Source organism: Paenibacillus sp. RC67, from assembly GCF_030020805.1.
Lineage (GTDB): Bacteria > Bacillota > Bacilli > Paenibacillales > NBRC-103111 > Paenibacillus_S.
Genome location: NZ_CP125098.1, coordinates 3662794 through 3682105, shown reverse-complemented (window position 1 = coordinate 3682105; position 19312 = coordinate 3662794). Strand labels below are relative to the sequence as shown.

At 44.7% G+C, this 19312-nt stretch carries 14 protein-coding genes and 1 pseudogene; 2 read left to right on the top strand and 13 right to left on the bottom strand.

Features of this window, described 5'->3' with window-relative positions:
* Positions 1 to 11: 11 nt before the first annotated feature.
* The 4 genes from QMA13_RS16835 to QMA13_RS16820 all read right to left on the bottom strand — a co-directional run bounded on the left by QMA13_RS16835 (position 12) and on the right by QMA13_RS16820 (position 4144).
* The gene (locus tag QMA13_RS16835) at positions 12 to 1613 is read right to left on the bottom strand and encodes an OPT/YSL family transporter (RefSeq protein WP_282942766.1); all 1602 of its coding nucleotides are present in this window, start codon (positions 1611 to 1613) and stop codon (positions 12 to 14) included.
* A gap of 31 nt (positions 1614 to 1644) precedes the next feature.
* Positions 1645 to 2415 (bottom strand): IclR family transcriptional regulator, encoded by a 771-nt coding sequence (locus QMA13_RS16830; RefSeq protein WP_282942765.1) that lies wholly within the window; start codon positions 2413 to 2415, stop codon positions 1645 to 1647.
* Between the two features lie 242 nt (positions 2416 to 2657).
* Complete coding sequence (locus QMA13_RS16825) at positions 2658 to 3698, bottom strand: NADH:flavin oxidoreductase (RefSeq protein WP_282942763.1); 1041 nt, start codon at positions 3696 to 3698, stop codon at positions 2658 to 2660.
* A gap of 233 nt (positions 3699 to 3931) precedes the next feature.
* Positions 3932 to 4144, bottom strand: coding sequence for a hypothetical protein (locus tag QMA13_RS16820; RefSeq protein WP_282942761.1), 213 nt, complete (start codon positions 4142 to 4144; stop codon positions 3932 to 3934).
* Between the two features lie 523 nt (positions 4145 to 4667).
* Here QMA13_RS16820 and QMA13_RS16815 point away from each other — a divergent pair.
* Positions 4668 to 5162, top strand: a complete 495-nt coding sequence (locus QMA13_RS16815) for a DinB family protein (protein WP_282942759.1) — start codon at positions 4668 to 4670, stop codon at positions 5160 to 5162.
* Positions 5163 to 5544: 382 nt separating this feature from the next.
* Here QMA13_RS16815 and QMA13_RS16810 read toward each other — a convergent pair whose 3' ends face one another.
* The 4 genes from QMA13_RS16810 to QMA13_RS16795 all read right to left on the bottom strand — a co-directional run bounded on the left by QMA13_RS16810 (position 5545) and on the right by QMA13_RS16795 (position 9700).
* Complete coding sequence (locus QMA13_RS16810) at positions 5545 to 6216, bottom strand: MBL fold metallo-hydrolase (RefSeq protein WP_282943424.1); 672 nt, start codon at positions 6214 to 6216, stop codon at positions 5545 to 5547.
* Between the two features lie 203 nt (positions 6217 to 6419).
* Entirely contained in the window at positions 6420 to 7364 is a 945-nt protein-coding gene (locus tag QMA13_RS16805) for an iron-hydroxamate ABC transporter substrate-binding protein (protein ID WP_282942757.1), read from the bottom strand.
* 127 nt (positions 7365 to 7491) lie between these two features.
* Positions 7492 to 9147 (bottom strand): AraC family transcriptional regulator, encoded by a 1656-nt coding sequence (locus tag QMA13_RS16800; protein ID WP_282942756.1) that lies wholly within the window; start codon positions 9145 to 9147, stop codon positions 7492 to 7494.
* Between the two features lie 331 nt (positions 9148 to 9478).
* Entirely contained in the window at positions 9479 to 9700 is a 222-nt protein-coding gene (locus QMA13_RS16795; RefSeq protein ID WP_282942754.1) for a hypothetical protein, read from the bottom strand.
* Positions 9701 to 10185: 485 nt separating this feature from the next.
* Between QMA13_RS16795 and QMA13_RS16790 the strand changes: the two are divergent.
* Positions 10186 to 11525: pseudogene (locus QMA13_RS16790) on the top strand (DJ-1/PfpI family protein).
* A 218-nt stretch (positions 11526 to 11743) separates the two neighbouring features.
* On the opposite strand, the gene QMA13_RS16785 reads toward QMA13_RS16790, so the two are convergent.
* From QMA13_RS16785 to QMA13_RS16765, 5 genes are all read right to left on the bottom strand, one after another.
* Entirely contained in the window at positions 11744 to 13999 is a 2256-nt protein-coding gene (locus tag QMA13_RS16785; protein WP_282942752.1) for an excinuclease ABC subunit UvrA, read from the bottom strand.
* A 315-nt stretch (positions 14000 to 14314) separates the two neighbouring features.
* Positions 14315 to 14734: an SRPBCC family protein gene (locus QMA13_RS16780; RefSeq protein WP_282942750.1), complete on the bottom strand. Its 420-nt coding sequence runs from the start codon at positions 14732 to 14734 to the stop codon at positions 14315 to 14317.
* Positions 14731 to 15060: an ArsR/SmtB family transcription factor gene (locus tag QMA13_RS16775; RefSeq protein WP_282942748.1), complete on the bottom strand. Its 330-nt coding sequence runs from the start codon at positions 15058 to 15060 to the stop codon at positions 14731 to 14733. Before QMA13_RS16775 ends, QMA13_RS16780 begins: the two co-directional genes overlap by 4 nt.
* Positions 15061 to 15801: 741 nt before the next feature.
* A complete protein-coding gene (locus tag QMA13_RS16770) occupies positions 15802 to 17412 on the bottom strand; it encodes a DUF5050 domain-containing protein (protein WP_282942746.1) in 1611 nt (536 codons plus the stop codon).
* 581 nt (positions 17413 to 17993) lie between these two features.
* Positions 17994 to 19196: a macrolide family glycosyltransferase gene (locus QMA13_RS16765; RefSeq protein ID WP_282942744.1), complete on the bottom strand. Its 1203-nt coding sequence runs from the start codon at positions 19194 to 19196 to the stop codon at positions 17994 to 17996.
* Positions 19197 to 19312: the final 116 nt, after the last annotated feature.

Here is a 19312-nt window from a genome sequence, read left to right as displayed (position 1 = left end):
GATCCCCTCTTTTACTTGTTTAATTTGAATACGGAATTAAAGAAACTGTACAGAGCATCCCCCGCAATAAATCCGGCTGCCAAAATACTCATCGTCTTTTCGGCTTCTTTTCCTTTGACCTTCAAAACGATTAAGCGGATAGCAATGCCGACCAGGACAGCCCAACAAGCATATGGAGTTAAAATGAGCAAACCGGTTGCAAATAAAATACCCAGCTGTCTCTTCGACCCGCCAATCAATTGAAGAATGGCACCCGGAATGGCCCATAAAAATAACTGCATGGCCACATCCGGCGTAGCGCCGGCATTAATCGTTGACGCATATACGGTGTCGATCGGTGGAACAAGATGATTCGCAAAGTAACTAGGATAAGTAATTATAACCGTCAGAAGTGACACGCCAAAAGCAATCATACCTGTAATATATTGAGCTCGTCTGCCTTGCAGCTCGTACTCAGCGTCTTCGCCATTCCCGCGCAAGATATACCCTGTCTTCAGATCATAGCCCATATCCGCAAATGCGGGTCCCGTTGCAGCACTAAACCCTGCCAAGAGCGCCAGTGCTACAGGCGGAAATCCGATCAGCATCCCGATCAACAATGTGATAAACGAAACAGCAAAAGCCGGAAACCAGCCAGAATGCATCGCCGCAATGCCGACAATCAGCTCGTGGACAAATGCCGCAAACGCAGCAAACAGGAGGAAGCCAATAAACATACCTACAGACATTTCGCTTATTAACCCGCCAACGATTGCAATCACTAAGGCAATACCCAGATATAATAGAAAGCCATACCCCAATACACGTCTTGTTGCTCTCGTCGAAACTGTATTGGATGGCTCAGAGCTATCCGTCACATCCTGCTGTTTAAGCTCTTGTTCCTTTTGCTTCTTTAAGATTAGTACGGCCACCTGTACCAGAGCCACGAGACCGGCGCCTATCATTAAACCATGGGCTATATAATACTTGCTAATGTCAAAATGAAACCATGGCAAAGAATACTGCCGAATCATTAAACCGATTCCAAACATGAAAAGCGCAGCGATATTTCCAATAAAAGCAACCCCAAAGGCAGACATAGAAATATGAAAATAAGATCCGATTAAGCCTACTAAAGTACCGAGTCCAAGCAAGCCCGCTCTTTTTCCGCCTTGATCTCCGGCCATGATGGATTCCGCTGTGGCTACACCAGGGGCCCAAGTTCCTTTTGCTGGAAATATCTTGGAATCAAATAGTTTATAAAGTAAAGTTGCATCTAGGAGCATTGCCAATGCAGCTCCTATCAGCATCGGAAGGATCAGCTCTTGTTTGCCCATCATGAACGGAATCCCAATTGGGATTAACAAACTGTTCGCTGCCCCGAAAGTCGCTGAGGAGATCGCGGTTTGTACCAAATTCTGACGGTGGACCGAACGGTATTTGCTCAAGAGCGCGACGGGCACTCTAGCAATGAGCATTGCGATAAGTGCGCCAATAATGGAGGTGCTCGGTGTAATACCAAGCGAAGTAATGATTTGCATCCCGATAATGGCTCCAAATACCGATGTCACAACCGTTAACAGCAGCGTAAGCGGCTCCAAAGCGGAAGGGTGTCTTTTCTTCGAATTGTCCATGTTCTTGTTGATTCTCCTTCTGTGATGTTGTTTATGGGAGTATCCGATATACTTCAGGATTCTGAGCAAAAAGTCGCTGAATTTCTGACTTGGCATCCTTTATGCGCTGCAAAGTTTGCTCGATCTTCTCGGGAGGCATGCGAAAATCAGGTCCACCAATTGCTAAGGCAGCCATGACTTCATGATGGGCATTAAAAATAGGTACTGCAATGGCAAACACATCTTCTGTGTATTCGCCCACCGAGTAAGCCCATCCCGCCTTGCGAATCTCGTCCAGATTGCGACTAAGCTCTTCTTGTGAAACGATGGTCCTATCCGTATACCGATGTAATCCTTTCTCCATGATGGTTGCTTGGGTTTCCTTTGGCAGATAGGCCATGATGACTTTGTTGGAAGCGCCCACACAAAGCGGTGTTCGACTGCCAACGGTAACACCATAGCGAATGGTTTGAGAGCTCTCTACAATTTCAACACATACGCCCTCTCCTCCATCTCTCCAGATCAAATACGTCGATTCCCCTGTTTCTGTTGCCAAACGACGCATGACAGGCAGCATAAATTCGGAAATGGAGAAATTGTCCTTCACCACGGCACCAAGCTCCATCCATTTGATGCTTAACGCATATTTCTTAGTTACTTGGTTTTGAATCAAATAGCCGTGTTCCTCAAATGTAGATAAAATTCGGTACGCTATGGAATGACTCATGTTCATTTCTTTTGCCAGCTCACGAACACCCCATTGTGGAGTTTCCCTCGTAAAATAATTTAACAGCTTGAGCGAGTTATCCAGCGTCTTTAACAAAGCAATCCTCCTCTGTACCTATATTAGAACCAGTGGTTCTATTTTTAAACAATGATAGTATAGCCAGTTTGTTTTTTGAATTCAAGAAAAAACTATTCAATCGGAGCTCATTTCGATTTAGAAATTCAAACTATACAAAAAAGCCGCGACATCCGTCGCGGCAGCTTCTTATTCCAACTATTATTCTAAAGACTAAATTTCAAATATTGAAGGGTGATCACGTTAGGGAAAAATGGACAAACTTAATGAAGTGTTTTAACTGCCTCAGACGTAAATGGGATCAATTCGGCTGTTCGGTCTTCGCGAATTTTGTTTGCCCAAGCAGGGTCAACCAACAATGCCCGACCAATGGCTACGAGATCAAATTCTTCTCGTTCTAGCCTCTCAATCAACGCTTCGATATGAGTATTACTAGCTCCCTTTCCTTCGGTAAAGAGACTCATAAAATCACCATCGAGACCAACCGATCCAACCGTAATCGTCGGTTTACCTGTCAGCTTTTTTGTCCATCCAGCAAGATTCAGATCAGATCCTGGGAATTCAGGTTCCCAGAAACGGCGAGTTGAGCAGTGGAACATATCAACGCCCGCCTCGACTAATGGCGCTAAAAACTGCTCCAGCAGTACCGGCGTTTCAGCCAATTTTGCTGTGTAGTCAGCTGATTTCCATTGTGAGAACCGCAGTACGATCGGAAATTCCGGCCCGACGGCCAGGCGGCAAGCTTCGATGACCTCCACAGCAAAGCGGGTGCGCGCAACCATGTCACCGCCATAGCTGTCAGTGCGCGGGTTTGTTTTCTCCCAGAAGAATTGGTCGATCAAGTATCCATGCGCACCATGGAGCTCTATTCCGTCAAAGCCAAGCCGTTTGGCTTCTAATGCAGCTTGTGCAAAGGCTTGGACGATTGCGGCGATTTCCGTTTCCGAATAATCGCCTACATGCCCTCTTGCTCCCATATGCCAGATCTGCGGTATAATTCGTCCGCCTGCCTCGTGTACCTCAGTCACTACATTTGCCCAACCCGCTAAAGCAGCTTCTCCATAGATGTGTGGTATGTTGCTTTGATTGGACGAATCCGGGTGATTGATGACTGTACCCTCAGTGACTATGAGGCCAACACCGTTCTCAGCCCTACGACGGTAATAGGCAGCCACATCTGCACCCGGTACGCCATCCGGGGAAAATTGTCGGGTCATCGGTGCCATTACGATACGGTTAGATAGGTTCAAATTCTTGAATGAGAATGATTTAAACAGGGACTGAACAGATTGGGTATTCTTCATAACAACCTCCATAATTCATTATTTAAAAAATTCAGTGTAGTAACGATATTCCTATGTTCATTAACTGTTACAAAAATAGTAACTGTTTTTAATTTAGTTACAGTATAAAAATAAATCAGCCCTTCTGTCAACAAGAAATTATTAAAATGAGTTATTGTGATTGGCTTACCGTACTCGACTCCACTAAAATCCTGCGTAACATGACTGCCTCATAGATGGGCTATCGTGTCCCGTTAGTTTACCCCTTGTTTGACCCCTACGATCACCTCATGAAAATACTCGAAGTTTCCGTACCATTTTTCGCTTGTAAAATTAGGCTCATTGATAATTGAACAAATCTCATCATCCGTTGGAACAAAAAAGGGAGGGATCTGCCGAATATGGTTTCGAATCATATCAAAGAGTTGTTTTTCATAATTGGCACTCAAATTTATTACGTCCACCATTATCTGAGCCCACCCCCATTAAAATATCACGAACTATTGTGCTTTATACATACATTTAACACACGCCTCAACTCATATACAGAATGAATCGTGAATTGCAGTAAACTGCTCGTTATCATAATAACTGGAAGTATTTTTTCTCTTGGGTGCAGTTATAGAAATATCTAATCGTTATCCATGGGCCTTTTATCAAGTAATTTCTGTAGAGAGATATGTATCGCTCTAAGGTAACTTATTACGCTGATGAAACCTATTACTAAAATCACGATGATAAAATCCAATACCGAATCCCTTTTTACTAATAAAAGATGATATATCCTTATATTAACATGAATGTAAGATATCAAGAACTTGATCCCCTTTCCGACCGAATTGCTTAGAAGGAAAAATGGATTATGCTGGAGTGAGCTAAGCAGGCTGTTATTCGCTCTTAAGCAGAATAACGTATTAGTCGCTTAACCAGAGAGCTTTCCACTAGACTGGTATTTATAGTATGCTAATCCATAAAGGAGGAGGAGAATTTATGGTCAAACAACTGATTATCGGGGACGCAATGGATGAACTGTCCACTACTCGCCGTATTCTGGAACACTTGCCCGAAGAACATATGTCATGGAGGCCACACGTGAAATCGATGACGCTCGGCGAGCTGGCCACACACCTGATCAACCTGCTGAACTGGCAAATCGCGATTTTTCAGTATCCGGAGTTCGATCTTTCGACCGTGCCGCTGAGGCGGGAAGCTTTGGAAAAACGTGCTGACCTTCTGGAGGAGTTCGACGCGAACGTCGGCAAGCTTGAAAAGTTGCTCGCCGAATGCGATGAGAAAATGCTAGGCGAGGAATGGACACTGCGCAACGGCGACTATATCATCCTCCGCGAACCGCGGGCGATCGCACTCCGCACCTTCGGATTAAGCCACATGGTCCACCACCGAGCACAGTTAGGGGTATACTTGCGGCTTCTCGATATTCCGGTGCCGGGGACCTATGGTCCCTCGGCCGACAAGGAAGCCTAATGACGTAAGTTTCTCAATCCGATACACGGCAAACAGTCGCAGGGAACTGGCATGACCGCCGGAACTCTGCGACTGTTTTTATTGTCGTCGAATATCTGTGTAGTCCCGCAAGCAGGTTGCGGTTATAAATGGATTTATCCTACCCGTTAAGTATCAATTCACAAGTACCAATCAGTCTTATCTTTTTCTTAAGCATAAAAATGGACTCTTTGAGACAGCGGAGTGTTATTCTGATTTGGTACCTATCTATTATATCAGGAAGCCTTTTTTCGTGATAACCATACCATGAGTCTAAGTCTGCTGGACCAAACATGGTCAGTTTCTCGATTGAAAATTCAATTGCTTCTCCTCTTCAACAGACCAAAAAAAGTCTGCTGAAACTTTAACTTGATAATCCTTGGCTAAGCCCTAATATCTGTTCATTAACATTTACATTACTCAATCCCCCGTGGTAACAAACCACGGATGCAATGTCGAGGTCTAAATACTTTTTCAAAGAGAGACGAGCTGCATTTATATCCAGTGTGGTCGGAATATGAATGCCCCCGAGAATCCCATTTACACTGTACATCGAATCTCCGGCAATGAGAGTCTTACTTTTCTTTAAATAAAGGCTGATATGACCGGGAGTATGACCAGGAGTATGGATGATGCGAATCCCGCCGCAAAACAGCAGTTCCTGACTGTCAATCAAGGTATCGTCCACTCTACCCTTCGGGGGATTCTCAAGGTGCCCGTCTTTCAAAAGCGGTAACTCCCCCTGAATATACGGCTTATCTAGTTCATGAGCATAAACTTTAACATTATTACCACACTCCTGCAAAATCTCAGGAAGACTGCCTATATGATCCACATCCTGATGCGTCAAAATCACAACTTTTAGTTTGTCTAACGATACCCCTACCTTTTTCATGGCTACCCTTAAATCTTCAATTTGACCTGGGAATCCTGTATCTATTAGAACTGTCATTTCTCGATCCTTCAAAAGAATTGGGTGAATAATATTCCCGTGAAAATCTAGATGTAGTAGTTCTACTCCCTTTGCAATTTCCATCATATCAGCCTTCCTTAAAATATAATTTATACGTAATAAAATATTATTACGTAGTTGTATGTGTTGTCAACATCTTCATAAATCGCTATATATTGAGGAAGAGATCGGGCAAAATTAAACCGGCCTAAGTCCAATGAAATTTAGGACTTAGGCCGTGTATTTGTATTTTTTGTACTGTCTACTTGACGGGATACAGGTGCAATTTATTTGCCGAGAAAACTGTGAATGAAAAATTGCAATTGGTATTCCATGCTTAGCGGATCGTTAAAGTAGAAAGCCTTAGCGTCGGCTTCAAAGACATGTTGATTCTTGACTGCAGGAATATTCTTATACGTCTCTGTATTCTGGAACGAGTTGTCTTCATCTGCGTTTTTGCTGAAAATGACATAGTCACCGGTGAAATCCTTCAGAACTTCCGTTGATACGGCAAAAAAACCATCTTTCTTCGTTGCTGCCTTGACTTTCTCAGGCATACCGAGCTTGAATTGCTGATAGAGGATTTCTGTTCCACGACCAAAGTTATCACCATAAACATAGAGTTGCTTATTAAACGTTTCGATAACTGAGACCGTTGCATTCGCACCAATCTTCGCCTTGATCTCTTCTCCGACTTTCTTGGTTCGCGCATTAAAATCATCAACCCAGGCTTGGGCTTCCTTTTCTTTATTCAATAACTTGCCGATTTCAAGCTGCTGCGTTAAGAAATTGACTTTGCCATAGGTGTAAGTAACTGTAGGCGCGATTTTCTTGAATTTGTCGATATTTTTAATATCGGAGAGCCCAATAATTAGATCCGGATTCAACTCGATGATCTTCTCAAGACTTTCGTCCGTAACGGCCTCTGTGCCTGCTAGCTTCTCTTTGAAATTTGGGTTGGCCTTGGACATTTCGTCTACGCCGACAAGTGGCACACCAAGCGCCATCACATTACCCGTTAAGAATCGCGTGAGTACAACAACGCGCTGTGGATGGGTCGGAACTTCTACCGGTCCATCCTCGGATTGATATGTAAAGGTGTCGGCAGACGAGGCTGTTGATGAAGACGCGTGGGACGGGCTGTTTACTTGATCGGTCTTATTCTGATTGCCACCGCAAGCACTCAGAAGAAGAAGCAGGAACAGAACGAATGGAACGTAAAGCTTTTTCATAAGATGACTCTCACCCTTTTCTATTGCTATCTTACTTGAATATGAAAATCATTCTCATTTCCATAAAGCAATTATAGGGATACATTATGCGCTAATCCATGCCTTTTTGTTGGAAAATTGACTTGGACTATTGGTCGTTTGTAAATAATGCTACGGCGCGTTGAAGCTGCAAACGAATAGAAACCGGGTTATAAGGGATCCATGCATCCCTATCAAGCAGATGCACAGCGTTCCGCTGAACGGCGGGAAGCTTGTACCAATAAGTAGACTTAAATACAGCCTCAGAATGCGCGGTGGAACCTTTAATATCCGGGAACACGATAACCAGTATCCGATCCCCTGCATATTCTGCGAGCTCCGATATCTCAATGGGAATGGAATGAAATTGATCTCCGCGCTCATCTATCCCCTGCTTGATCCTTGCAGGAGGTTGTAGCCCTAGCGATTGATACAACACATATCCGACATTACGTGCTCCGTACACGAGCAATTGCTCAGGTTTAATAACCAGAATTGAGATGATTTCATTCGCGGCTCCGCTTTGCTTCACCAGTGAACGGGATGCATGTTCCTCTTTCTCAAAGTCCTTTAACCATTGCTCTGCCTGATCCCTTCTCTGAATAACCCGGGCGATAAGACGCAGGTGCTCTTTCCATCCAATTTCCATCCATGAAATTTCCACAATAGGCGCTACAGCGCGTAATTGTTCAGCATGCATCCCATATTGATACAAATGCTGACTTGCCGCAATAATCAGCTCGATGTTGTTATCGAGTAATAATGACTTCACCTGCTCTACTGAACAAGTGGCATTGATGAAAATCATCTTTTGCGGAGGCTCAAGATCGGACGAATTCACATATTCGCTGCTGTCTGAGATGACGACAGAAGGTTCTAATCCAAGCAGCAGTAAATGGCTGGCGTAAGGCGTAAGCAATACGGCTACTCGCTGGAAGGAAGCGCGGCCGTAAGCTGAAGGCGCGGCTCCGGTCTTCTGCTTAAAGCGACGGCTTAGATAAAACTCGTCCTTGTAACCGACCTTCAGCGCAATCTCCCTAAGCGTGCCAGAGCCGCTAATTAATAACTCCTTGGCTCGATGAACACGCAGTCGAGACAAGTACTCATTAGGCGAGAAGTCGGTAAGCTGTTTAAAAAGAATCGAATAGTGTGATCGGCTTACACCTGCAATCTCAGCTAACAACTCACGTGTTATTTTATCGCTATAGTGGTTCTCCAAGTAAGTAATGCTGCGTTCCATAGATGGCTGTTCAATTGCCGCATACCTAGCCTTCTGCGTTTCCAGCAATTGCAGAATGATTTGGTGAAACACAATTTGATTCTGCACATGACGAATTTCACTTCCGGGTAATCGATGGACATAAAGCTCCTCCATATTGGTCACTATCGCAGGCTCATTAGGGAAAAAATGAACCAGGGAATTGGAGACCACATCGCTTTTTCGCGTCATTGAGCCAGGCAGAAGCCTCCCCTGCTCCCTGGTAGTGATTATAAGCATGTAAGCATGGAATGGGTGCAGAAGATTTGCAATCAGAGTGGCGCGGCTATGCGCTGGGAGAAGGATGACGCTCCCTTCTATAAGCTCATACATTTGATCATCGGTCTTAAGGACGCCCTTGCCGCTGGCAATTGCGATCAGGACGGTTAAACTCTCATTAATCTTATAGATAGGCAGATTCGAGGTGCCATACAGCGAAATAATACTGTCAGCGGTATATAACGGAAAGTGGGATTCCGCCCACTCTGAATCAACAACGTTATTCACAATCTAAGCCTCCATTGCAATAAGTCTTCGGATCCTGATAGTAGAGCCATACAATCACGGATAGGATGAACAGAACAATATATATATTATAACGCCTAACTGGATTAAGGCTTCATTATTTCTTCTTGTCTCTTTCCCAGAAAAGTAACATAATACAATATTTATGCTTCAACAAACAGAAAAGGCAAGAGCTCTATTAAGCTCGTGCCTTGGTATTACGCTCTTACATATTTCTATGTTCCGCCTCAATAGTAGAAATGACTGCTACTTTCCGAGGAATTGCTTCGGGAGAACCAAATAGCATTTTGCATTATAAATTTCAATTCTGTCATTATTCCTTCGTCCCGTCGTCGGAGTCAGTTGGCCGACTTTCCGATTTCTTCATTCTTTGCGTATATCGTTCGCGAATCTTAGTCAATGCTTCCTCGCGAGCCTTTGTGACCCTTTCTTCTGCCTGACGTTCGAGCATTTCTTTCTGATCATGACTGACCTTGTACACGTTCACCGTAATAATCTCGCCCGTCTCCAAAATGTTCTCGCCATCTTTAAACACGGTCACCCACCCCCTCGTTTTTCAAATAGCACTGCCTCTACATCACGAATTTGAAAAAAATACCAAACTTCACCACACTTTACTTTACCATAATTTTCGCGGTTATTTTAAACAATTCTTTCCGTCAACGAAATGATGCTACCTATCGTACTGAAAGCTTCATCATAACCGTATCAAGCATGGGTAATTCTAGTACTTCTAGTAATTCTAATAAATCTAATAAGCTCCGCAAGCGTTATGCGAATAGCCCGCTTGAGTCATATTCAGAAAAGGGCCGGGCAATTATGATTATATAAGAAGCATTCGGTCGCTGTTTGGAGAAAAAATCCATTAGCTGGACCTTAGTCTTGGAAAAATGTAGTCTTCGGGCTAGTTTATTAATTTGCCTTCTCTCCTTATACTCTAATTATGAAAGTAAATAACATTTAATAATTAACTATCGAGAAAAAGGGTGAGAAGACAATTGAAAAAAAGTTTGGCGTTTCATCGTGTATGTGGGCGTATTTGTTCTGGTAGTGGGAGGATCCGGTGCGATCGGTTTTGCGAGTACAATGCAGGAGGCCATGTCGGTTTACGATAAGCCGGTTCCTGCTTCCATACAAAGCCTCCCAGCTCCCGTTTATAATTCAAAGAAGCCGACAGTGGCCGTTATTTTATCGAATGAAGTGACAGAGGTGTTCGATTTTCTCGTCCCCTACGAAATGTTCTCGTTGACGGGCTCATACAATGTGTTTGCAGCAGCCCACGATAAAAACATCAAATCATTGACGGGCGGACTTGATGTCGTACCGCATTACACTTTCGATGAGTTGGACAAATTGACGGTCAAAGGTCCGGATATCATCGTGATCCCTTTCATGCCAATTTTGGATGAGGCAAAATACAAGCCTGTCCGCGATTGGATAAGGAAGCACTCTGGCAAGGAAACGATCTTATTGTCCATCTGCAATGGGGCGGAAAATTTGGCGGATACCGGCCTGCTGAACGGGAAAGCTGCGGCAACGCATTGGGGAGATATTGGCAGATTAGAAAAAAATATACCGAGATTAGTTGGAAAAGGGATCAGCGATACGTGCCTGATGGCAACATTGTCTCCTCCGCTGGACTTACTTCGGGTATAGATGCCACGCTGTACGTCATATCCAAGCAAATAGGAGAGCCGGCAGCGGAGAAAGTAGCCAAAGAAATGAACTACCCCTCCTACGATTTTGTTCAGCATCCGCAAATGAAGCCTTTTACTGCTGGATTGAACGATATCGTCTATGTTTTGAACAACGCTTTTCAATGGAGCAAGAAAAAGAACGGGGTTCTGCTGTATGACGGAGCAGACGAGTTGATGTTATCCTCAGCTTTTGACACTTACGGGGCTTCAGGTACGACGACAACATTAACTATCTCAAGCAAACGCGAGCCAGTCATTACCCAGCACGGTCTTAATCTGATTGCCCGGTATCAAATAACGGATGCTCCGAAACTCGACAAAATGATTTTTGTGGGGCAGGACGTTAAGACACGCGCTGCGGGCGATATCCGAAACTGGAACGAGAACGGCGGAAAGGCTAATAAACTTTTCTTGCACAGTGATGCGCCGGATCGATTCGCGATGGAGCCTGCGTTTGAAGACCTAGCGAAACAGGAAGATATCTGGACGGCGAAATTCGCCGCCAAGCGGCTTGAGTACCGCGCAACAAAGCAGCTTGAGCTTGACGGAGCCCCTTTTTCGTACGAAGCGTTCGGTATACCGATCGGTGTAGGTTTGTTGTCTCTCATCGTCCTTTATTGGGCAGACAAACGTTTCGTAAGAAGAAAGATCGTTTCCGTATGAAACGACCAAACCAAAAGAAGCATTTCAGACCCCCAGGTCTGAATGCTTCTTTTGGTAAGAGGTTCTTCCGATAGGATAACTATTGCCTGTAACTTAAGTCAAAGGCTACAGATTCTGCTGGTATCCCTTGGCTCAGCATCCGCAAGTTTAACCTCATATTGCTTGTGCTTCTTGTCATGATAAGAAATTACGAATCCCTACTAAAGTGGCTTTAAAGCCTACTTCAAGTATCTTCCCGTGATCGACTGCTCCGCATGGATGATCTGCCCCGGTGTGCCCTCGAACACCACCTGGCCACCCTTGCTGCCTCCGTCCGGTCCCATATCGATGATCCAATCCGCTTGGCTGATCACATCGAGGTTGTGCTCGATGACGATTACTGTATTACCTGCATCTACGAGGCGGTTCATGATCCCCAGAAGCTGCCCGATATCTGACATATGCAGGCCGGTCGTTGGCTCGTCCATCACGTAGATGCTTCCCTTCTTATGCAGCTCACTTGCTAGCTTGATGCGCTGGCATTCTCCGCCCGAAAGCGTGCTGAGCGGCTGGCCAAGTGTAATATAGTTCATCCCCACATCACTCATCGCCTGAAGCTTACGCACAACCTCTTTTAGCTCAAAAAAATCCAAAGCCTGCTCCACAGTCATCTCTAGCACTTCTGCAATGGACTTGCCATTCAGCTTGTACGCGAGCACCTCTTCCTTGAATCGTCTACCTCCGCATACTTCGCATGGAAGCTTCACACTGTCAAGAAATGCAAGGTCTGTATACACAACACCTAGTCCTTGGCAGTTCTCGCAAGCCCCCTTGGAGTTGAAGCTGAACAAGCCTTGGTTGACCTTGTTCGCGGAAGCAAACGCCTTGCGCACATCATCCATAATACCCGTGTAGGTCGCGGGATTCGAGCGTGTTGACACCCCTACCGCTGATTGGTCGATGACGATCGCATCCGGATGCTGATTTAGGAAAACTTCATTAATTAGCGTACTCTTGCCCGAGCCGGCGACACCCGTAACTACTGTCAGCACTCCGGTTGGAATATCTACACTTACGTTCCGCAGGTTGTGCAGTGTTGCATTCTTGATGGACATCTTGCCGGATGGCTGCCTACAATCTTGCTTCAGCTGTAAAGGCCGCTTCATATGGGTACCAGTCAGCGTACCTGCAACCAGCAGGTTTTGGAAGTTTCCTTCATACACGATGTTACCGCCGTGGCTGCCGGCGTGAGGCCCGACGTCGACAATATGATCCCCCATCTTGATTACATCGGGATCATGCTCGACGACAATCACGGTATTGCCCTTGTCGCGCAGCTTCTGAAGCAATCCATTTAACCGATGTACATCACGGGGGTGCAAGCCAACGCTAGGCTCATCGAAGATATAAGTGACATCCACCAGACTGCCGCTCAGGTGCTTCACCATCTTGACACGCTGTGACTCGCCTCCAGATAAGGTATCCGTCTCACGGTCCAGCATCAAATAGTCAAGTCCGATATCTACCAGATGCTGCAGCCGTTCCGTCAGCGACTTGACGACCGGCGCGGCAACAGGATCGTCAATCTCCCGAATGACGCGGATGAGATGTCCGACCTCCATGGAGGACAGCTCTGCAATATTATGTCCATTGATTCTGCAATTGAGCGCGGCCTGACTGAGTCTCGCGCCGTGGCAGCTGGTGCAGATACCCTCGGTGATGTACGGCGCAACAGTTTGTTGTGTGCGCTCGGACTTCGTCTTTACATCCTGCTTGATGTATTTATTGGTAAACTTTTCAATGACACCTTCCACCGTAATATTCGTTGCTTTCCCGGCGAAATCCATTTTAACTTTCCTCGCCTTGCCGTACAACAGCTGCTCCAGATCTTCATCCGAGTAATCGCTTAGCTTTTTGTCGGGATCGAAAGGCCCCGACTGTACGATCATGTTCCAATCCCAGCCGTTCACCGTATAGCCCGGCAGCATTATTGCCCCTTCATTCAAGGACTTTGACTTGTCCAGCGCCTTGCTAATATCGATGCCCAGGCTGCGACCGATCCCATTGCACTCGGGACACATACCTTGCGGATCGTTAAACGAGAACATATGCGCTTGTCCAACATAGGGCTGACCCACTCGTGAAAAGAGAAGACGAAGAATGGGAGAGATATCCGTAATCGTACCCATCGTGGAATGAGAACCGCCGCCCAGCCGCTTCTGATCCACAATAACAGCCATACTCAAGTTTTCGATCGCGTCTGCATCCGGTTGCGGAAAACGCGGCAGAAAGTTGCGGACGAACATGCTAAAGTTTTCATTCAGCAGACGCTGGGATTCAGCGGCGATAGTATCGAAAACGATCGATGACTTGCCGGAGCCAGATACCCCGGTGAAGATAGTGATCTTCCGCTTGGGAATGCGCAAGGATACATTCTTGAGATTGTTTTCCCTCGCACCCGTTATTACGATATACTCCTGATTTGATTCGCTCATGTTTAACACCCTTCCGATAGTGTTAATTTCTACTTATATTCACATTGTACCATTCATTGTGTAAAGAAAGTCAGGCACCTCGAACCTGCACTGTGTCCGGTAGATAATAGGACGATTACATTCTAGCTTTATCTTTACGCTATCAGTGAGAACTTGAACCAAAAACACGAGAACTTGTCAGATTAACCGAAGTAGACATAAACCGGCTGCAAACTACATGCAGCCGGTTTATGTTGATTCGGATAAAGCAGAGTTCAACTATCGTGCCCTTTAATTTATCATTGGGAGAGGAGATGTTTTGAGCCCCAAGTGCGGTTATTGTTCCAACAGCTTTTCAAGCTCGCCGCACCATTTGCTCCAGCCATACTTAGCACCATTTAAAGCTTGATCATTAGAGATTCCTGTTTGTTCAAGATGTAGGTTAACCTTTCCGTTACCTAAATCCTGAAGCGTCCAGGTAACCGTGTGTTTCTCGCCGCTGGCCCAAGTATAGGATAAACGGTTAGGCGCGTCCACAATAAGCACTTCGCCTTCAATAATTCCATTCCACCATTCGGTCGGCTGAGTGCGAAACTGAAAACGGTGTCCTACGACTGGCTTAAAATCATTTTCCATCGCCTGACCATTGTGGATGTCGACTACCCACTTGGCAAGCTTGCTTGAATCGGTTAAGGCTGACCAAAGCTTCTCGATCGATGTCGCGTACTGAAAATCCAAGGATAATGTTAAACTCATTCTTCTTCCTCCTCTAATAGTTGGTTCAAGCGCAATAAATTCACACCCCAGAACTTGCTGTAGAATGCCACCCAATCTTGAATTTCTTTGAGTGGAGTTGCATTTAGCCTAAAACGCGTTTCTCTGCCGACTTTTCTGTCATGTACCAGTCCGGCCTCTTTAAGAATTGTCAAATGCTTGGATACCGCAGTACGCCCCATTTGAAACTGTGCTGTTAATTCATGAAGTGGTATCTCCTCTGCCTCTGCTAACAGACGAATCAGTCGGCGCCTAGTTGGATCTGCAATCGCATCATACACATCCCGCAACTGGTTGGTCTCGCTCACAACACGCTCTCCTAAGTATATATAGTTGACTCATTGATTAGACACCATTTGGTGATGTTTTGATTATAGGACACCTTTTGGTGTCTTGTCAACGTTTTTAATTTCATAAGATAACTGAAAGTCAGCTATGTGTATTAACTATTGATATTATGCCCCATTTGGCTCCTTGCTACGTGTTAAAAAAGCCTCAACTCGATATTGCCGAAGCTTTATAATCATGACTCCATTGTGTTTAGTGTCAGAATGCTTAGTTCATGGTATTTGGTTCTAAGTAACTTCACTACCTGTCACAATTCCTGTAAAACGAAAAATTGAACTCACGTCACAAGTGTAGTCAGCTTCTGCTATCTGTTCCTTCATTTTTTGACTATCTTGATATAATGCTATCGCAAAAGCTAAAAATATAACTAACGAGATCGAGCCGATGTTATATTTCATTGATATCCAACGCCCCTTAAATTTCAGACGGATATAACATTCCTATTGCAAATATTATTGCAACTTTCGGTAAACTCCCCTTACTTATATAAATCAATAAATGGCTCGGTTTAATTAACATAAAACGGCTGCAGATACATGTCGGCAGCCGTGTCTTCGTTGCTTATTGAACTTCAGTTCTCCGTTTTAGATCAACTGGTAAGTTTGTAAATCCCCTATATTGCACCTTTGAGGCGGTTGCTGGTAGTACGACCTTATAGGGCTGATGGAAGCCACCTGCTAAGTTGGTTGTTTTGGAGGAAATCAGCGTATGACTTTGATGGTAGAGTTGCCCGAAGTGGTAAAGAGAATCGCTTCGTCAGACGTCAACAGGTGCGAGATCGAGTCTGACACCGCTAGCACTAGGTGACCTGAACCGTCTAGCACCAACGCCCCGTAATCCTCTTTCTCCTCGAGCAGGCAGACGAGCTTCCCATTCAGAAGCCGAACGCCGTCAAGCCGCTCCTGCAGCACAGGAAGGTCTTCCCCGTCGGGGTTTACCTTGTACAGCAGGTATTTTTCTTCGCCAACAGCTGTTGTATAGTACACGTTGCTGTCAATCCCGTCAAACCAAGATACGACGTGTTCTGACAGCTTGCGCTCACCTGTTCCGTCAAAAGCGGATGAATACAAGGCATTGTCCGTATCCTTGACATAATACAGCTTATCTCCCAAAATCCTGAAATGGCTTACTTCTGAGTTTACGATTTTCTTAGTATCGTTGGTCTTTAGGTTGATTTTGTAAATCTTGTTCAAGTCGCTGTAGCCATTAGAATGGTTGTTGGTAGACGCCATTATATAAACATCGTCTCCAATAACCTCCGCAGAATTACCGTTCCCGATGCCGTCGACGATGAAACTGGAATTGCTGCGGTCGACATGCCGGCCGTACAGCAGATTTGGATTTCCGACGGCTTTCCCTTGCTGATTCTTCTGTCCCGACGCTGCCAGAGACAGATTGTCTTCCCAGTCATTGGGGCCAAGACCGATGATCAAGATCCCGTAAGGCGTTTTTTTGAAATCGGTATAGCCTCCTTTTTGTAATTCCATTTCTCCCTTCCCGTCGTCGTTAACTTTTACATAGACATTCGATCCCATCAGATTCGAGCCTATAAAATAAGAAAACCAAAGCTCGTTATCGAGAATTCGGAAATGCACCGTTTTTCTCGGAGGCTCGACTCCAAGGAAGTCATACGAATAGACGAGCTCCTTTTCGGACTGATTTAGAACGGGAGCCCGATAGACCTGATTTGTGTTCCCCGCTGTTTCGGCAAAGTAATAGTATCCCTTATAGAAGGCAACATCGTTCTCACCGGCGAATGTAGGTAAGTATGGCGTCAATATCTGCGGGTTATGGGACTGAATGTTCAGGCCTTTGGCGTCGTCCCAACGGTAATCCCAATTGAATTCATCATGTGCGAACCGCCAGGTGAGCGGGAAGTATGTGACGTCCTGGAAGCTCAGGAGCGGATATGGTTCCTTTGAGTTGTCGACCAGTTTGCCATTAATCGTAATGGCCGAGGCCGGGACTTCCACACTGTAAGAAGCCGCATTTTGACGGTCGGTATTATGGGAAACATAGGATGAACTTACTTGGCCCTGGGCAATGTAAAGACCATTCTCCGGCGACCATTTCGCTTCCAGCCCGAGCAGCCGCGAGTCGTACCACGTCATCGGGAAATAGGTGATATCCTTGTAAACCAGCAGAGGATACTCGCGGTGTTGGTTATCCACCTTATGCCCGTTCAGCGATACCTCAAAATCAGGTAAGGTCACCCTTACGCTCGTCGAGGCGGCTCGGCTCTCCCCGTTAGTAACAAGTAAACTGAAGCATAAAGCAAACACGGTCGCACAGCCGACGCATTTCTTTCTCACCCAATCCACGCCCCCTCTTCTTGAGTGACAGCCCAATGTTAGACGTATAATTTTGGGGAAAGTTTCAAATAATCCTATGATTTTTTGGTAAACATGTCCGGTAGTTCGGAAGATGATTATGCAAAAATGATGTCTGAATCCAGAAGGTACAGCCAAACACGTGGTTTTAAAAAACGGAAGATATAACGGAGTTTCTAGCTATTAAATCTTATCGAAGGTTTTAATCTAGATGAGTTATACAAGCGTTCTCCGGTAGTTCAATCAGGTTATTTTAACATTTCTATAAATTCATAAAACGTATCAGTGATTTTCAAAATAACTGGGTTGCAATAACTGGGTTGCAATAACTGGATTGCAATAACTGGATTCTTCATAATCCAAAAAACACAAATAATTCCCTACGCTAGTATCTGCTCGTTAGCACAACGCGGCTGCCGTTACATGCCGGCAGCCGCGTCTTAGTTGTATATTGAGCTATCATTTCCCATTAGTCATCCATGCAGTGCAAAAATAGGGCTACACCACAATTGGACCAAGGTCTCCTTGTCCCCAGTACTATGGCTGCTAATAAATATTTATTTTTATATATGATATTGACTTTTTAAATCGAAAATCTCATCAACAGCTCGTTGATACCCGCCTGATCGTTGAAAGGATTCCCTAATATTTGCAACAGCTTTATCGAAAGATGGGTGGCTTAACACATGATCTGCGGTTTCACGTAGTTGATTTGCAGTCAAGCTTCTCATTTGTAATTCAATGCCCACTCCGATATTAGCAACTCGTTTTGCAATCATTGGCTGATCCGCGCTTTGTGGGATGACAATGAGCGGAACCCCGTAATAGAGACCTTCATGGGTACTGTTCATTCCTCCATGTGTAATAAATAATTTAGCATATTTTAGTACATCAGTTTGAGGAACATAACTTTTTACAATGAAGTTTTTGGGGATTTCACCCAAATCAGAAATTTGAGCTTTATTCCCAATAGACATGACAACGGCATGATCAGTGTTCTCAAATGCTTTCAAACAAAGCTTATAGAAATCAATCGAGTGGTTAAAGACAGTACCCAGTGAAATGTAAATGGGGCTTTTTCCCTTGATTGCAGTAAGGTCGAAGTTTTCCTGCGTTAATCGTGAAGAGATGGAAGGACCTACAAATTTGTAGGATGGGTCGAATGCTTCCCCAGATGGTTGAAACTCCCTAGTTGTATAAACAATTGTAAGAGGAGCAGGATTACAAAAAACATCATAAGGAGATTGAATCTCCACACCATATTTTTCTTTCACCATTTTCGTCAGCCTTTGAAATTCATCTTGTATTGGTTTAACTATCTCTGTAGGAATTTGATTGTAAAGCTGCTCTAACATTTTATCGAATGATGCTTTTCTCTGAGCAAAAGAAGTACAAGAATTTATTGCCGGAAGCTTAAGGATTTGGGCCAATAAACGTCCACAACCAAACATGGAATCGTGGATGATGTAATCAAAATGCTCTCCTTTGATCTGTTCAAGAACGCTAGGAATGACGATATCTGCCGTATGTAGAAGACCGTTGACTCTTTCGAGTAAATAATTTCTTCCACCGGAGATAAATGCTTCTATAAATTTTTGACCATCAATTGTTCGTACAGTTGCTCCCGTCTTCTCCATACGCTCTCGAAAAGCTTCTATTGTAAAGTACACTACCTCTTCCCCACGCGAGATAAGCTCTTGTACCACTCCAATTGTTGGATTGATATGTCCTTCTGATCCAGCATTAATAAATAAGACGCGTGCCATATCTACCGCTCCTTAGTATATTGTTCTCTAAATTTTGTAAGAGTAATAGCCAATGTCCCAAACCATCGTTCAATTAAAATAATGGAATAAGTTTATCATAGCCATCCATTCAGCGC

Excerpts from the sequence above, each read along its gene's own strand:
- QMA13_RS16785 (WP_282942752.1), bottom strand. The coding sequence starts at position 13,999 with ATGAGCGAATCAAATCAGGAGTATATCGTAATAACGGGTGCGAGGGAA.
- QMA13_RS16815 (WP_282942759.1), top strand. The coding sequence starts at position 4,668 with ATGGTCAAACAACTGATTATCGGGGACGCAATGGATGAACTGTCCACT.
- QMA13_RS16825 (WP_282942763.1), bottom strand. The coding sequence starts at position 3,698 with ATGAAGAATACCCAATCTGTTCAGTCCCTGTTTAAATCATTCTCATTC.
- QMA13_RS16820 (WP_282942761.1), bottom strand. The coding sequence starts at position 4,144 with ATGGTGGACGTAATAAATTTGAGTGCCAATTATGAAAAACAACTCTTT.
- QMA13_RS16765 (WP_282942744.1), bottom strand. The coding sequence starts at position 19,196 with ATGGCACGCGTCTTATTTATTAATGCTGGATCAGAAGGACATATCAAT.
- QMA13_RS16780 (WP_282942750.1), bottom strand. The coding sequence starts at position 14,734 with ATGAGTTTAACATTATCCTTGGATTTTCAGTACGCGACATCGATCGAG.
- QMA13_RS16835 (WP_282942766.1), bottom strand. The coding sequence starts at position 1,613 with ATGGACAATTCGAAGAAAAGACACCCTTCCGCTTTGGAGCCGCTTACG.
- QMA13_RS16805 (WP_282942757.1), bottom strand. The coding sequence starts at position 7,364 with ATGAAAAAGCTTTACGTTCCATTCGTTCTGTTCCTGCTTCTTCTTCTG.
- QMA13_RS16810 (WP_282943424.1), bottom strand. The coding sequence starts at position 6,216 with ATGGAAATTGCAAAGGGAGTAGAACTACTACATCTAGATTTTCACGGG.